Source organism: Planococcus sp. TJ-301 (assembly GCF_058268475.1).
The window spans coordinates 48,448-63,830 of sequence record NZ_JBZDOH010000001.1; the positions used below are offsets into that span (position 1 = coordinate 48,448).

The window sequence follows — 15,383 nt, forward strand, 5'->3', positions numbered from 1 at the left end:
GGATTAAAGGGTGTATAGGTGGAATAAATCTAAAGTGCCAGTGTTTACACCGATTGATGGTGGGGTACAAAAGAGATATACCAGTATTCAAAAAGGAGGAAACAGCATGGATTGGGAAATATTGCTTTACATAGCGGCTATCGTTGCTGCTGTCGGATTTTTAGTTTTATGTGTAGCATTGGCTATGACATTAAACTCATTGAAAAACACACTCAATGAAGTTTCAGGAACTGTTTCAGGACTTGAAAACCAATTACAGGGTGTGACCTTGGAAACGACGAACCTTTTGCATAAAACTAATGAGTTGGCAGAAGATATCCAAGTGAAATCAGAAAAACTTAACACAGTGGTGGATGCAGTCAGAGGTGTCGGAAATTCCGTTACTGATTTGAACTCATCTGTCCGCCGCATTACTTCGACAGTTTCTACTCACGTTGAACAAAACGAAGACAAAATCGCTCAGGTTGTCCAATGGGGCAACGTTGCAATGGGCATCCGCGACAAATGGAAAGAGCGCAAAATCTATGAAGCACGCGCTTCACAGTCTTACGCTCCAGTTCCAGGGCAAAAACAATTGCCGCACAACGACCAGTCCCAATAAACTTAATACCAAATGGAGGAATTTAATATGACAAACAATAAAAACAACAACAATAATAACTATCAGAAACCGAATTACAATGAATCTGAATACACGAACCAGAACTATTACGCACAAAACGAATATAACGGCCAGCAAAGCGCTTTCGTGCCACAATCTTATGGCATGGGCAACCGATATGACGATCTTTATGATTATGAAGATGAGTCAGGATCATCAGGCTTCCTATTAGGAGCAATCGTCGGCGGACTCATCGGAGCAGCAGCAGCATTGATGCTAGCGCCGAAATCCGGCAAAGAGTTGCGCACAGACTTGAATACGCAGGCTAGCACGTTGAAAGAAAAAACATCAGGCTACACAGATACTGCTAAAGAAAAATCAAGCGGATTGACGCAACAAGTCAAAGATCAGTCGACTAAAGTGGTCGATAAAGTCAAAGGCATGAAATCTGGCCAATCTCCAATGGACGATGGCACAGCGTCATCTGAAGGCGAAGAAACGATTGAAATGCTCGACACTGTACAAAACTCGATCGGTCAGACTGAAACAGCTGGCCACGATGCTTTCACTTCAACGGCAAACGCTTTGAAAGAAGCAGTCGAGGAAGTTAAAGAAGAAAAGAAATCTACAGACACTAGCAACACAAACAACAAAACAACTAATGCTTCGACAAGTTCGAACAACTCGAACAACTCGAACAACTCGAACAAAAACACGTCGAATTCTAGCACTTCTGGCAGCGCCGGCAGCAGCTCGAATAAAAACAGCTCGAACAATAATTCAGGCAGCAGCTCGAATAAAAACAACTCAAGCAATAATTCAGGCAGCAACTCGAATAAAAACAACAATAAAAACTAATCATCTACATGATCTAGGAGCGGATTAAATGGAAAATTTAGTACGTGTACATGATTTAGACGATTTAAAGAATGTCACTGCCCACACCGAGCATTATTGGCTGCTGAAACACAGCAGTACATGCCCTGTATCGGCTTCTGCGTGGAATGAATACAATGAGTATTGCTCGTTGCACCCGAACCAGCTCTTTTTGTACCTAGTGGTTCAGGAAGACCGTGAGCTTTCCAAAAACATTGAATCATTGACAGAAGTTAAACACGCTTCTCCGCAAGCCTTTCACTTTGCTAACCAAAAAGTTGATTGGAATGCGTCCCATGGCAGAATCACCAGCAAGGCGATGCAAGAATTTATCGTTTGAAAAAGAGTACGGAACCCTAGGGTTCCGGCTTTTTTTTATTACAAATACTTTAGCGCGTTGAATCGCTAAAATATAAAACGTGACTTTACCGAATACTTTGCTTATAATAGTCTAAACATGTTAAGATAAGTCACCAACATGATGATACGCGAAGGGAGCAGTAAAGAATGAGCCATTTAGATTTAGAACAACTAAGAGAAAAAGTGGATGCCGTAAACCTCGAGATCCTTACATTGATCAACGAACGCGCTAAAGTGATCCAGGAAATTGGAAAGATCAAAGAAAAGCAAGGTGTAAATCGTTACGACCCGTTGCGTGAACGCCATATGCTGAACTTATTGAAAGAAAACAATAACGGTCCATTAGACCAGAAAACGGTTGACCATATATTCAAGGAAATTTTCAAATCAGCACTTGATATGCAGGAGGAAGACCACCGCAAAGCGCTTCTAGTTTCACGGAAGAAAAAAGCCGAGGATACGATCATCACGATCAACGGTGAAAGCATCGGCGACGGCACCCCATCGTTCATCTTCGGGCCTTGTGCAGTAGAATCCCAGGATCAGGTTTCAAAAGTCGCTGAAGCGATTGGCGCTAAAGGGCTGAAATTGATCCGTGGTGGCGCGTACAAGCCGCGTACATCCCCATATGATTTCCAAGGCCTTGGCCTTGAGGGATTGAAAATGCTGAAAGCTGCTGCAGACCAATACAAGCTTGCTGTAGTTTCAGAAATCGTTACACCACATCACTTGGAAGAAGCATTGCCATTTGTGGATGTTGTCCAAGTAGGCGCACGGAACATGCAGAATTTCGAATTATTGAAAGCGGTCGGGCAGATCAACAAGCCGGTATTGCTGAAACGCGGAATGTCAGCGACTGTTGATGAATTCATCAACGCAGCTGAATACATCATCGCTTCAGGCAATAGCCAAATCATCCTATGTGAACGCGGAATCCGCACTTACGAAAAAGCGACGCGCAACACACTTGATATCTCAGCAGTGCCAATCCTTAAACAGGAAACCCATCTTCCGGTATTCGTAGATGTAACGCATTCCACAGGACGCCGCGACTTATTGCTTCCTGCAGCAAAAGCTGCAATTGCAATCGGTGCTGATGGAGTCATGGCTGAAGTTCATCCAGACCCAGCTGTTGCATTATCCGATGCAGCTCAGCAGATGGATTTGAACCAGTTCGATGATTACTACGATGCTTTGATGAAGTTCATGAAGCAATATGAATTCAAAATGTAAATCCGAAGAGCCGGGTAATTACCTGGCTTTTCTTTTTTATATAAATTGAATAAAAAATTAGCTTGTACATACCGCTTTGATCGCTTAAGCGGAATATCGGCACATGAAAATGATAAGTTCTACTTATATAGTTGAAAAAAGGAAACTTTTTATCGTATGATAAAAGATATAAGGGAAGGAGGGCGCACCGTGACCGTTACAATATATGATGTAGCAAGGGAAGCAAATGTATCCATGGCTACTGTTTCACGTGTAGTCAATGGCAATCAGAATGTGAAACCTGCTACAAGGAAGAAAGTATTAAAAGTGATTGAAGAGCTGGGGTATCGCCCGAACGCAGTTGCAAGAGGGCTGGCCAGCAAAAAAACCACCACGGTCGGTGTCATCATTCCGGATATCTCTAACAGCATGTATGCCGAACTTGCCCGCGGAATTGAAGACATAGCAACAATGTACCGGTACAACATCATCTTGTCGAACTCGGATCAAAACCAGAACAAAGAACTTCAATTGCTTGAAACGATGCTTGGCAAACAAGTTGATGGCATTGTTTTCATGAGCGATGTGATTTCAAGTGAACTTCTTTTTGAAATGGAGCGTTCCCCAACGCCCATCGTATTGGCGGGCTCGATTGATGAGTCGGCGAGCATTGCCTCTGTAAATATCGATTATTATGGAGCAGCATATGAAGGTGTGAAAAAATTGATCGATAATGGCCATAAACGGATCGCGTTCATATCTGGGCCGCTCACCTCTAAAGTGAACAAAGATTATAAATTGAAAGCTTACCAAACCGCATTAAATGATGCGGGCATGGATTATGACGAGAAACTGATCGTCGAATGCGATAATTCTTACGATGAGGCAATCGAAGCCGTGGAAACTTTGAAAGAAAGCGATCCGACTGCCTATTTTGTCAGTAATGATGAAATGTCCATCGGCGTTATCCACGGTGTAGAAGCGAATGGCAAGAAGATTCCAGACGATGTAGAAATCATCAGCTATGAAAATTCTAAATTGGCGCGAATGGCAAGACCGATGCTAACGTCAATCGCACTTCCACTGTATGATATTGGAGCGGTTTCAATGAGGCTTCTGACGAAGTACATGAACAAAGAAGAAATTGAAGAAAAACAGGTTATTTTGCCTTACCGAATTGAAGAGCGCCAATCAACCAAAAACGCATAAAAGCCCCGTCTGGGGCTTTTATGCGTTTCTAATCATATATAGGGCTTTATTGAGCATTTCATGGTTTTTTTCCGTGATTTCCTCTTTGCGCGGAATTGCTTCATACATTTGCTCGGGGTCCTTCCACGTGCCAATCAATGGAACGGGGGATTCCGTCTGCCATTTTGTTAGCCATGAAGAAGGCAGCGGGCCTTTTGGAGCTGGGAAATTGTTCATTTCCATCCATAACAACGACCATGCACGCGGAACGACGCGCCAAATATCGTAACCGCCGCCGCCTACAGCAATCCAGCGCCCCTCACAGTACTCATGAGCGAGCTCGTGAGCCACTTTCGGGATTTCTCGGTAAATGTCCATAGTGCTATACAAATGCGTCAGAGGGTCTAAATAATGGGCGTCAGCGCCATTCTGGCTTAAGATGACGTCCGGCTTGAAAAATTCAACAATCTCTTTCATTGCCGTTCGGTAAACTTCCAGAAACGATTCGTCTTCCGTGAACGCATCGATAGGGAAGTTGAATGACGTTCCGTACCCTTGCCCGCTGCCGCGTTCGTTAATGTTTCCAGTCCCTGGGAATAGATAGCGCCCAGTTTCATGGATTGAAACGGTGCAGACGTCAGGATCGTCATAAAAGCTCCATTGGACACCATCTCCATGGTGCGCGTCCGTATCGATATAAAGCACACGGGCACCGTATTTCTTCTTCATGTAATTGATTGCGACAGAGCTGTCATTGTAGATGCAAAAGCCCGAAGCTTTGCCGCGGAAGCCGTGGTGCAGACCGCCTCCAAGATTCAGTGCGTGCTGTGCTTTGCCTTCCATAACCCAATCGACTGCCGTCAAAGTACCGCCTACTAGCCGTGCGCTTGCTTCGTGCATATTGGCAAATATCGGCGTATCTTCTGTACCGATGCCATAGCTTTCGCCGGCTTCAGAAGAAACTTTTCCGATGCTGGCTTGCTTGACGATGTCGATATAACGCTGGTCGTGGGCAAGCAGCAATTCTTCATCTGTAGCTATGCGAGGAGCGACGATCAACTCTTCTGGAAGCGCCTTCATTTTTTGCAGAAGGTCAACAGTCAACTCCAGCCTTTTCTGATTAAATGGATGGGTATCAGAGAATTTATACCCCAGTTGATCCTCCGAATAAATAAATACTGCGTGCTTCATTTGTCCAACTGTGGTGTGTTTGGCCATAAAACATCGAAACCTTCTTTTTGTAAGTCGTCAATGATTGCGAGCGGATTCATGGTTTGTATACGGAACACCAAAACTTTATTGGCGTTATTCTGTTTGTCGGGGTAGACAAGAACACTCAATACATTGACTTTATGATTGTAGAACACTTTTGACACTTCATAAAGCACACCGGAACGGTTTGGTACACGTATTTCAATGTGTGAGCCGGGCTGATGTGCGCCTGTCAATTCGATGTACTTGTAAAGAAGATCGGTTTCAGTCAAAAATCCCACAAGCTTGTCATGGCTGACAACTGGCAGACAGCCGATCTTCTGGTCATAAAAAGTTAACGCGGTTTCTTCGACAAAATCCAGCGGATGCCCGGTGATTGGGTTTTTCGTCATGATTTCAGAAACTTTCATCTCATAGGCATTGATTTTTGGCGAAACGGAAAATCTAGATGGCAGAGCATCTTTTAAATCGCGCTCGGTGACAACGCCTACTACTTTGCCGTCCTCGACGACAGGAGCGTGGCGGATTCGGTTGTCCTCGAAAAGATCCAATACATCCTGGACGGTTTGGCTGGAAGTCAGGGTATGTACATCAGTCTTCATTATTTCCTCAAGTAACATAGAAACACCCCCCTTAGATTCGGATTAGTACATGTAACGGTTCTTAAAACGGAGCTGATCGAATTTCTGGACGGATTCCTGGTCGACGCGGCTGCCAATTTTAGCCATAAGGCAATTGGCGGGATGGGAACTGATTTCAGGTTCATCGGTCGCATAATATTCCAAACCGCCAGCCTGCATCATTTTTTCCATGATTTTACGATATTCCCAGACGTTCAAGCCGGTGCCTTTCAAATCCCAATGCCAATAGTACTCGGTCGTGATGACGATGAAATCTTCAAAGGCATCATCCATCATAGACACTTTGAGAAGCGATTTTCCAACGCCGGTACCGCGGAATTTCGGTATAACTTCAATAGCGCCGAGTTCAATCAAGTTTTCCATTTTACCTTCCGACCAGCGTTCCAGTGGGTCGGGATACAAGAAAGTGACATAGCCAACAATCATATTTTGGTCTCTGGCAATGAGAATACGGCCTTCAGGAAGATCGGCAATTTCCGTAATCGCTTTATGCTGTTGGGCAGGGAGACGAAAAGCCACCAAGTCTTCATGGAATTCAAGCGCTTTCAAGTCTTTTGATGAAATTGGTCCTTCAACAATGATCGGTCCGTGTTTAGTTTTCAGCTCTAATGCATTATAAGTCTTTTTATGTTCCATCATTTCACCACCTATAGGGTACAATTAGGTCTATTATACATGAAACCGCTTAAATTTTGTAAAGTTTCATCGACCGCCCGTTCAATATTCTAAAAAATTAAAATTATTAGCAATCGATTGAATGGTTGTTGTAGAATGGAAGAGAATCAATTCGAAAGGATGATGGGTATGAAAGTCGAAACAATTGCAGCTGTCCAAGGAGACTACAACTTACATAATTATGAAGAGGTTTCATCGGATTTTAATTGGGCTGATGTTGAGAAAGAATTCAGCTGGTCTAAAACAGGGAAGATCAATATGGCTTACGAAACGATCGACCGCCACGCTGAATCGGACCGGAAAAACAAAGTAGCTCTTTACTACCAAGATCAGAAGCGCAACGAATCCTATACGTTTTACGAAATGAAGCGCATGACGAATCGTGCGGCAAATCTTTTGAAAGCGCATTCGGATTTGGAAAAAGGAGACCGTTTCTTCATCTTCATGCCGCGTTCGCCTGAATTGTATTTTGCGATGTTCGGGGCATTGAAGATGGGATTGATTGCAGGTCCGTTGTTCGAAGCTTTCATGGAAGGCGCAATTTACGACAGGCTGGATGACAGTGAAGCAAAATCGATCATCACGACTCCAGAATTATTGCCGCGCATTCCGTTAGACCGTCTGCCGAATTTGAAAACCGTATTCCTTGTCGGCGAGAATATAGAAGAGGATGACAAAATTGTAGACTTTAAGAAGCATCTTCACACTTGTTCCGACCATTTTGAAATCGAATGGCTGGATAAAGAAGACGGCCTGGTTTTGCATTATACGTCAGGGTCTACAGGTAAACCAAAAGGGGTTCTGCACGCGCAATATGCAATGGTGCAGCAATACCAGACGGCTAAATGGGTTTTGGATCTGAATGAGCAGGATATTTATTGGTGCACAGCCGATCCAGGTTGGGTCACAGGAACGGCATATGGTGTGTTCGCTCCTTGGCTGACAGGCACAACTACTGTGATAATCGGTGGGCGCTTCTCACCTGATGCATGGTACAAAGCGATCGAAGATTTCGGCGTAACCGTTTGGTATAGCGCCCCGACTGCCTTCCGCATGTTGATGGGGGCAGGGGATGCATTGGTGAAAGAATATGATCTTTCAACATTGCGCCATGTTCTGTCAGTCGGAGAGCCTTTAAATCCGGAAGTTGTGCGCTGGGGTGTCCAAGTCTTCAACAAACGCATCCACGATACATGGTGGATGACGGAAACCGGTGCACAGACAATCTGCAATTATCCTTCAATGGACATTAGACCGGGATCTATGGGCAAGCCTGTTCCTGGCATCAAGGTGGCCATCGTTGATGACCGTGGCAACGAACTGCCGCCGAATCAGATGGGGAACTTGGCAATCGAAAAAGGTTGGCCATCGATGATGAGGCAAATCTGGAATAATCCAGCGAAATATGAGTCTTACTTCATGAACGATAAATGGTACGTATCAGGTGACTCCGCTTATATGGATGAAGATGGTTATTTCTGGTTCCAAGGACGCGTCGATGATGTCATCATGACATCAGGAGAGCGTGTGGGGCCATTTGAAGTGGAAAGCAAGCTATTGGAACATCCAGCAGTGGCCGAAGCAGGCGTTATTGGAAAACCGGATCCTGTCAGAGGGGAAATTATTAAGGCGTTCGTAGCATTGAATGAAGGCTACGAGCCATCCGAAGAATTGACCCAGGATATCCAGCAATTTGTGAAAAAAGGGTTGGCAGCACATGCTGCGCCTAAAGAAATTGAATTCAAGGATAAGCTTCCAAAAACGCGCAGCGGCAAGATCATGCGTCGTGTACTGAAAGCTTGGGAACTTGATTTGCCGACAGGCGATTTATCCACAATGGAAGACTAATCGAGCATAGAAAAAAGTCGCAGCTGAATTTCAGCTGCGACTTTTTCTTATTCTTCGCTCCCACTATCCGTTTCTGTTGACTCAGTAGAGGTGGCCTCTTCAGGTTCCGGCTCGGTTGGTTCTTCCGGTTCTTCCGGTTCTTCCGGCTCTTCAGGTTCTGGCTCAGGCTCAGCCGGCTCGGTTGGTTCTTCCGGTTCTTCCGGTTCTTCCGGTTCTGCAGGTTCTTCCGGTTTTTCTTCAGGTGGTTCCTCTGGTTTCTCTTCTTCTTTCACTTCTTCTTTAGGTTCTTCTTTTTTAGGCTTTTCTTCTTTAGGTTCTTCTTTAGGTTTTTCTTTCGGCGGAGGTTCCGGCTTCGCTTCTTCAATCGTTACTGCGTTAGAAGGAGAAGACTGTTTACCGGTAATGTCTACCGCTATGACTGTGTAGCTTCCAGGACCTGGCAGACTATAAGTGTTGCCTTTGGATTCAGAAATAGAAGCTATTGTAGATCCGCCGCTGCGATAGATGCGGTATCCGACTATATCGTTCGATGGTGAATTGCTCCATGAAATCGTGGAGCCGCTAAGTTTGGCTCCGACTCCAGCAGGTGCTACACCATCGTGGTTAAGTGTAGCGCCGGATACGACATTCGAGAATCTGGAGTTGCCAGGGAATAATTTTCCGGCATCTCCTCCGAATGGAGCTAACATACGGTCTACAAATGCCTGGTTGACGCCCGTTCCTCCGCTGGATACAAATTCACCAGGAGTGCTTGGAAGAGCTGCATACCGGCTGCCATTGACAGTGGTATAAGAACCTGACGTCAAGCTGTCGTCCGGTTTTGTCGGAACCATGATATTCGAGATGAATAGATCCGATTTTACAAGTCCGGCAGCTGTACAAGATTTACCAGGGGCAAGTCCTGAAATTCCGCAGAACGAGCGCGAAACGACGCCTTTAGGTTCCTTGAATTTTTCCTTGGTGCCGACGAGTTTCGGCTCTACTTTATAAGCTGTATTCATGAGGCTCGCCCATAGCTGGTTTACACGTACGGACGGCATCAAGTTTTGGTTTTTAAAATTGTCCAGCGAATATTTTTCTTTATCATATCCGAGCCAGACGCTCATCGTTACGTTCGGATTGTAGCCGACAAGCCACACATCGCGTGTTTCCTGAGTCGTTCCGGTTTTGCCGGCAAAATCGCTGCCGAAATCGAGCAGGCCGTTTGCCCGGTTTGCAGTGCCGCGGTCGGTTTTAAATACGTCGCGAAGCATATCGGTCAACACGTAAGCAGCTTGAGGTGTATAAATTTCTTTTTCTTCGACTTTCTGTTCAAAGAGGATATTGCCATCTGCGTCTTCGATGCGGGAAATCATATGAGTTCCAACACGTTTTCCGCCGTTGGCAACTGTCGCATAACCGCTCGTCACTTCTTCGACAGAACCTTCAATCCCGCCGCCTAAAGCAGCGGATGCGTTGTAGTTTTCATTTTCCACTACAGTAGAAAAGCCGTTATTCATCAAGTACTGAATCGGCAAATCTTCTTTGATCTGGGCGAACAAGCGGAGCGCTGGCAAGTTTTGGGACTCGGCAAGCGCATTGCGCGCAGGCATGATGCCTTGTTCGCTGGTCGCGGTAAAGTTGGCAGGTTCATAGCTATTTCCGTTGTCGTTCATTGTGAACTTCACATCGACAACCGGGCTGCCTGCGCCGATTGCACCTAATTCAAGAGCGGGTCCATAAACCAATAAAGGCTTAACTGTCGACCCGATGGAACGGAAGGCTTGGGTTGCGTGATTCAGCGCCTCGACTTTATGGTCGCGGCCGCCGACAAAGCTCAGGATGCGTCCTGTGCTGTTTTCAACGGTCATACTGCCAACCTGGACCGGCAATTGCTTGGTAATTTCTTTGCCGTCTTCATCTGTCGCTTGAATGCTTAACGTCGTGCCGTAGCCGTTATAGGCATTTTTCGCTTTTTCCTGTGCATCGTACAAATCTTTGTTAATCGTCGAATGGATGCGGTAGCCGTTAGAACGCACGGCGCGATCCGCTAATATAGCATATTCTTCGTATAGTTTATCGTTTTCTGTCAGTTCTACAGGATCAATGCCATCTTGTTCCGCGAGCACATCCATGATGATGCGGTTTGCGCGACTTTGCAATTCAGCAGTGATATAAGGGTATTTTTCAAAAGAGCTCGATTCGCCTGTGCGGAAATCTTTCGTGATGTCATAGGCGACAGCTTCATTGTATTCCGCGTCAGTAATGTAATTCGTTTCTTTCATACGGAACAAGACCGTCTTCATACGGTTGATGCCGTGCTGCAGAAGCTCTTCACTTTTCAGCTTGCCGCCATCCGAAGAATAGGGCGTATAGCGGTATGGAGCTTTCGGAATGCCCGCGATGAATGCTGCCTGAGGCAGGTTCAATTCACTTGCAGGAACATTGAATAAAGCGTTTGCTGCCGTTTCGATACCAGCAATATTCGCGCCGGATGAACTTCTTCCATAAGGAATGATGTTCAGGTAAGCTTCAAGAATTTCATCTTTTTCCATGAATTTCTCCAAGCGCATGGCAAGCAAAATTTCTTTCGCTTTTCGCTCATAAGAAACTTCGTTGGTGAGTATCTGGTTTTTAATCAGTTGTTGGGTCAGCGTAGAGCCGCCCGTCTGGCTATCAGAGTTTGATACGTCTTGGAACAAGCCGCGGAAAATGGCTTTCGGGACAATGCCTTCATGTTCCGAGAAATATTCATCTTCTGTTGCTAGGACAGCGTCGATTGCGTAATCTGACACTTTATCAAGCGTTGTTTCTTTGCGTTCAAGATCTGTCTGGATGTTGCCAATATAAACTTCGTTGTCAAAATACATTTCAGATGTTTCATTGTAGCTGTAAATCTGTTGTTTCATTTCGTCCGGTGTGCGGAGCTTTTCCTCGTCCACTAACGATGCGAAATAGCCGGCACCGACCGAAGCGGCAAAAACGCCGCCCGTGATGAGAATGATGAACAGCAGAATCGCTAAATTCCAAAAGACGCCGGTGGTGATATTAAGCCCTCTATACCATTTGGTGGCGGTCCATTTATTGTAAGTTTCTTCAGATTGACTGAGAACTTTCCTGAATTTTTCTTGCACAATATTCCCCCCCTAAAATCTCGTTCCATTATAGCATATTCTCTTATTTTGGACTAAAAAGATTGACAATGTCAGAGAATAAAGTAAACTTATTTTTATATAATTTATATGAAAACGAAGAAGGGTCCGAAGTAGGGCGTGCGAACTTTGTCAAGAGAGCCGGTGGATGGTGCGAACCGGTCAAAGCGCAGCGGCTGAATTACAGGCTTGGAGTTTGCGGCTGTGCCCCGTTCGGCACATATTGAGTCGGGAGAATCGGATTCTCCAAGCTGGGTGGTACCGCGCAAATGCGCCCCTGCATGAAATATCATGCAGGGGCGTTTTTATTTTGCACAACTCTTCTTCGGCTTCATCAAGGTTGTTTTCAATGAATGGCAAGATACTGAAGTGGAAGATTAAGAGGAGGAATTAGAATGGTTAACGGATTATTGGATGATTTGAAATGGAGAGGCCTGATTTACCAGCAGACCGATGAAGAGGGGCTTGCAGAATTATTGGAAGCACAAAAAATTTCATTGTACTGCGGAGTGGATCCGACTGCCGATAGCATGCACATCGGGCATATTGTGCCGTTGCTGACGCTCCGGCGCTTCCAGTTGCACGGACATCAGCCAATCCTTTTGGTAGGCGGGGCGACAGGTATGATCGGCGATCCGTCGGGAAGAAACGAAGAGCGCCAGCTGCAAACGATGGAGCAGATTGACCAGAACGTGCAGGGCATCAAAGTCCAGATGGAACAGATTTTTGATTTTGCGTCGGACAATGGCGCAGTGATGGTCAACAACAATGATTGGATTGGCAAAATGAGCACGATTGAATTCTTGCGGGATTACGGGAAATTGATTTCCGTCAATTACATGTTGGCGAAAGATTCGGTTGCATCGCGGCTGGAAACTGGGATTTCGTTTACTGAGTTTTCCTATACATTGATCCAGGCGATTGACTTTAATCATTTATACGACAATTTTAATTGCCGCGTCCAAGTCGGCGGTTCAGACCAATGGGGCAATATTACTTCCGGCCTTGAAGTGATCCGCAAAACGCATGATGCGGAAAATACAAAAGCGTTCGGCATTACGATTCCGTTGGTGACAAAAGCGGACGGCACGAAATTCGGGAAATCCGCTGGCGGCTCTGTGTGGCTTGACTCGAAAAAGACTTCACCTTATGAATTCTACCAATTCTGGATCAACACAGCTGACTCGGATGTCATCAAATACTTGAAAATTTTCACGTTTATCAATCGTGATGAAATTCAGGAACTGGAAAAATCCGTAGAAGCGGAAGCCCATCTGCGCAAAGCCCAAATCGTGCTGGCGGAAGAAATGACTAAGCTGATCCACGGTGAACAAGCGCTTGGAGATGCAAAGCGCATCACAAAAGCATTGTTCAGCGGCGATTTAAAAGCTTTGTCAGCTCACGAAATGCGCGCTGCGTTTAAAGACGTTCCTTCAGTAGAACTTTCGAAAGAGCCGAAATCAATCGTCGATTTGATTGTCGAAGCTGGAATTTCCCCGTCAAAACGCCAAGCTCGGGAAGATGTATCCAACGGTGCGATTTCCGTCAACGGCGAGAAAGTGACAGACCTTGAATACGTCATTGATGAAAAAGACCGTCTCGAGGACGCGTTTGCGATTTTACGCAGAGGCAAGAAGAAATACCATATGGTGCAATTCAATTAAATGAACGGATTATAGAACAAGGGCGGGCCTAATCCCCTGTCCTTTTTCTTGTTTTCTGGGAACGCTGTGTTTAAAAAATAAAGCGGCGGGTAACCAAACATTAGACACAACTTTCAGGCATAAATTAATAAATCCAAATTCATAGGAGGCGTTAACACGATGTCAAGAATGGTAGGTTCATACGATTCAGAAAACGAAGCGATTCGAGCAATTGAGGATTTAAAAACACAAGGGTATCGCTCAGAAGATATTTCGGTGCTTAGCAAAGATAAAGGAGAAACCAAGCATGTTACTGAAGAAACAGGGACACATGCAGGGGAAGGCGCTGCTACTGGCGCATTAACTGGTGGAGCACTTGGAGGGCTTGGCGGCGTACTCGCCGGCATAGGCGCATTAGCGATTCCAGGCATTGGCCCAATTGTAGCAGCAGGTCCGATAGTCGCCGGTCTGACAGGAGCAGCAGCTGGTGCAGGTGTTGGAGGTTTGGCAGGCGCATTGATTGGTGCCGGCATACCGGAAGACGAAGCTAAAGAATATGAAGGCCATTTCAAGGATGGCGGTATCTTAGTCATGGTCAATGACTCAAAATCGACGATTCCAGACAGCAACGACCGAGATCGTTTTGCAGATAGCGATCGGAATTCGACGCTTTCAAGAGACAGAACAGTCATTGGAAGCGACGGTGATGTCCGACATGAACGCGGGCAAGCGTCGGACACCCATGCTGGGCACAGAAGCACTGGACGAAATGACCATGATTTATTTGATGATGAAGCACGGACCGCTGGATTGGGAAGCAACCGGGACTTGCTGGACGACAATAAACGGAGCAGCGGCTTAGGAAGTGATGAAGGTTTATTGCATGATACCGAGCGGCGCTCAGGCTCAGACAATAGTCATGACCGTGATCCCCTGATTGGCGGCGAACGCGATACCACCATCAGAGGAGATCGCGATTCCCTTCTTGATGACAGTGATAATCCATCTAAACGAGGACGTGCAGGATTGTAAATAAAAAGAAAGCCAACCCTTACAGGTTGGCTTTTTTCATAGTTGTTTTTTCTTGATAAACTGCGGTAGTTCCATATCTTCGAAAAGAAGTGGATGAATGAGCTTGCCTAAACGGATTGCGCCTTCGATTAAACGAGGGGAAGGCCGGCAATATAATTCCTCCTCCATAATATGGATTTCTTCGTAAGCCTTCATATTTTGCCAGCCTGGACGCTTGCGGACCAACTCAGGTTTAACTTTGGAAGTCATGATGCCGACCCAAGCAAGGAGAATATAATCAGGGTCCCGTTTTTCAACATCTGCCCAATCAGTCTGGATATTGGCTGACTCAATGTCGGAAAAGGTATTTCTGGCACCTGTAATTTCACTGATTTCGCTAAGCCAGTTGATATTTCCAGGAGTGAAAACAGGTTTTGGCCACCATTCCCAGTAAAGGGATGGCCGAGTTTTAGCTGCGGCTGACCGCTTTTTGATTTCTTCAATGACTTCTTGATAAGCATTATATACAGGCAAAGCATCAATGCCGCATGCTTGACCGACCGCTAGCAAATCGCTGCCAATTTCGTCGAGCGATTGCGGGTTCAGGATCAAGTGGGGGATTTTCCGCCTTATGAGTTCTTCGACATTCCTTTCCATGCCTGGCACACTGAGCGAAGCCAGAACCAAATCGGGCTTTAACGCTTGCAGTTCGTCCATCCGAATGGCAAGGTCAGGGCCAAGCCTTGGCAAAGAATCGATAGGTTTTGGCCAATCCGAGTAATCATCGACGCCAACCAGCAAATGTTCCGCGTCTAAAAAAGCGAGAAGTTCTGTGTTGCTCGGACATATTGATATGATCCGCATTGAAATGCACCTCCGGTTTGGTCCATTTTATCATATTCAGGATTTTGCGTGAAATGCTCAAGCTGCAAAGGGCATAAATTTCAGACATTCAAATGCAACTGGAAAAAGTTTAGTCCATTAA

Annotated in this window: 14 protein-coding genes; 9 read left to right on the plus strand and 5 right to left on the minus strand. The window is 45.6% G+C overall.

All coding sequences use genetic code 11. The features are described from left to right. Positions 1-106 precede the first annotated feature (106 nt). From AC4EHJ_RS00315 to ccpA, 5 genes are all read left to right on the plus strand, one after another. Positions 107-601, plus strand: coding sequence for a DUF948 domain-containing protein (locus AC4EHJ_RS00315; protein WP_490973619.1), 495 nt, complete (start codon positions 107-109; stop codon positions 599-601). A gap of 27 nt (positions 602-628) precedes the next feature. After that, complete coding sequence (locus tag AC4EHJ_RS00320; protein ID WP_490973620.1) at positions 629-1,459, plus strand: YtxH domain-containing protein; 831 nt, start codon at positions 629-631, stop codon at positions 1,457-1,459. Between the two features lie 28 nt (positions 1,460-1,487). After that, positions 1,488-1,817 carry a bacillithiol system redox-active protein YtxJ gene (gene ytxJ / locus AC4EHJ_RS00325; RefSeq protein ID WP_490973621.1) on the plus strand — a complete coding sequence of 110 codons (330 nt, stop codon included), beginning with the start codon at positions 1,488-1,490 and terminating at the stop codon, positions 1,815-1,817. Between the two features lie 167 nt (positions 1,818-1,984). Next, entirely contained in the window at positions 1,985-3,070 is a 1,086-nt protein-coding gene (locus AC4EHJ_RS00330; protein WP_490973622.1) for a bifunctional 3-deoxy-7-phosphoheptulonate synthase/chorismate mutase, read from the plus strand. Positions 3,071-3,259: 189 nt separating this feature from the next. Then, positions 3,260-4,258 carry a catabolite control protein A gene (gene ccpA / locus AC4EHJ_RS00335; protein WP_490973623.1) on the plus strand — a complete coding sequence of 333 codons (999 nt, stop codon included), beginning with the start codon at positions 3,260-3,262 and terminating at the stop codon, positions 4,256-4,258. 18 nt (positions 4,259-4,276) lie between these two features. On the opposite strand, the gene AC4EHJ_RS00340 is transcribed toward ccpA, so the two are convergent. The 3 genes from AC4EHJ_RS00340 to AC4EHJ_RS00350 are packed head-to-tail and all read right to left on the minus strand — an operon-like array spanning position 4,277 to position 6,726. After that, on the minus strand, positions 4,277-5,428 hold the full coding sequence (locus AC4EHJ_RS00340; RefSeq protein ID WP_490975587.1) for an acetoin utilization protein AcuC: 1,152 nt from the start codon (positions 5,426-5,428) through the stop codon (positions 4,277-4,279). After that, entirely contained in the window at positions 5,425-6,069 is a 645-nt protein-coding gene (locus AC4EHJ_RS00345; RefSeq protein ID WP_490973624.1) for an acetoin utilization AcuB family protein, read from the minus strand. The genes AC4EHJ_RS00340 and AC4EHJ_RS00345 overlap by 4 nt, the downstream gene beginning before the upstream one ends. Before the next feature lie 24 nt (positions 6,070-6,093). After that, on the minus strand, positions 6,094-6,726 hold the full coding sequence (locus tag AC4EHJ_RS00350; RefSeq protein WP_490973625.1) for a GNAT family N-acetyltransferase: 633 nt from the start codon (positions 6,724-6,726) through the stop codon (positions 6,094-6,096). 168 nt (positions 6,727-6,894) lie between these two features. Here AC4EHJ_RS00350 and acsA point away from each other — a divergent pair, with 168 nt between their 5' ends. Further along, positions 6,895-8,613: an acetate--CoA ligase gene (acsA, locus tag AC4EHJ_RS00355; RefSeq protein ID WP_490973626.1), complete on the plus strand. Its 1,719-nt coding sequence runs from the start codon at positions 6,895-6,897 to the stop codon at positions 8,611-8,613. A gap of 47 nt (positions 8,614-8,660) precedes the next feature. On the opposite strand, the gene AC4EHJ_RS00360 is transcribed toward acsA, so the two are convergent. After that, positions 8,661-11,726, minus strand: coding sequence for a transglycosylase domain-containing protein (locus AC4EHJ_RS00360; RefSeq protein ID WP_490973627.1), 3,066 nt, complete (start codon positions 11,724-11,726; stop codon positions 8,661-8,663). Between the two features lie 68 nt (positions 11,727-11,794). On the opposite strand from AC4EHJ_RS00360, the gene AC4EHJ_RS00365 reads away from it, so the two are divergent. The 3 genes from AC4EHJ_RS00365 (at position 11,795) to AC4EHJ_RS00375 (ending at position 14,419) form a co-directional block, all read left to right on the plus strand. Next, positions 11,795-11,971 carry a hypothetical protein gene (locus AC4EHJ_RS00365; protein ID WP_490973628.1) on the plus strand — a complete coding sequence of 59 codons (177 nt, stop codon included), beginning with the start codon at positions 11,795-11,797 and terminating at the stop codon, positions 11,969-11,971. A 168-nt stretch (positions 11,972-12,139) separates the two neighbouring features. Continuing rightward, positions 12,140-13,408, plus strand: coding sequence for a tyrosine--tRNA ligase (gene tyrS / locus AC4EHJ_RS00370; protein ID WP_490973629.1), 1,269 nt, complete (start codon positions 12,140-12,142; stop codon positions 13,406-13,408). A gap of 159 nt (positions 13,409-13,567) precedes the next feature. Further along, on the plus strand, positions 13,568-14,419 hold the full coding sequence (locus tag AC4EHJ_RS00375) for a general stress protein (protein ID WP_490973630.1): 852 nt from the start codon (positions 13,568-13,570) through the stop codon (positions 14,417-14,419). A 36-nt stretch (positions 14,420-14,455) separates the two neighbouring features. Here AC4EHJ_RS00375 and AC4EHJ_RS00380 read toward each other — a convergent pair whose 3' ends face one another. Beyond that, a complete protein-coding gene (locus AC4EHJ_RS00380) occupies positions 14,456-15,262 on the minus strand; it encodes a cobalamin-binding protein (protein ID WP_490973631.1) in 807 nt (268 codons plus the stop codon). Positions 15,263-15,383: the final 121 nt, after the last annotated feature.

Coding starts and splice junctions, on each gene's coding strand:
- AC4EHJ_RS00315 (WP_490973619.1), top strand. CDS start 107: ATGGATTGGGAAATATTGCTTTACATAGCGGCTATCGTTGCTGCTGTC.
- AC4EHJ_RS00320 (WP_490973620.1), top strand. CDS start 629: ATGACAAACAATAAAAACAACAACAATAATAACTATCAGAAACCGAAT.
- ytxJ (WP_490973621.1), top strand. CDS start 1,488: ATGGAAAATTTAGTACGTGTACATGATTTAGACGATTTAAAGAATGTC.
- AC4EHJ_RS00330 (WP_490973622.1), top strand. CDS start 1,985: ATGAGCCATTTAGATTTAGAACAACTAAGAGAAAAAGTGGATGCCGTA.
- AC4EHJ_RS00340 (WP_490975587.1), bottom strand. CDS start 5,428: ATGAAGCACGCAGTATTTATTTATTCGGAGGATCAACTGGGGTATAAA.
- AC4EHJ_RS00345 (WP_490973624.1), bottom strand. CDS start 6,069: ATGTTACTTGAGGAAATAATGAAGACTGATGTACATACCCTGACTTCC.
- AC4EHJ_RS00350 (WP_490973625.1), bottom strand. CDS start 6,726: ATGGAACATAAAAAGACTTATAATGCATTAGAGCTGAAAACTAAACAC.
- acsA (WP_490973626.1), top strand. CDS start 6,895: ATGAAAGTCGAAACAATTGCAGCTGTCCAAGGAGACTACAACTTACAT.
- AC4EHJ_RS00365 (WP_490973628.1), top strand. CDS start 11,795: ATGTCAGAGAATAAAGTAAACTTATTTTTATATAATTTATATGAAAAC.
- tyrS (WP_490973629.1), top strand. CDS start 12,140: ATGGTTAACGGATTATTGGATGATTTGAAATGGAGAGGCCTGATTTAC.
- AC4EHJ_RS00375 (WP_490973630.1), top strand. CDS start 13,568: ATGTCAAGAATGGTAGGTTCATACGATTCAGAAAACGAAGCGATTCGA.
- AC4EHJ_RS00380 (WP_490973631.1), bottom strand. CDS start 15,262: ATGCGGATCATATCAATATGTCCGAGCAACACAGAACTTCTCGCTTTT.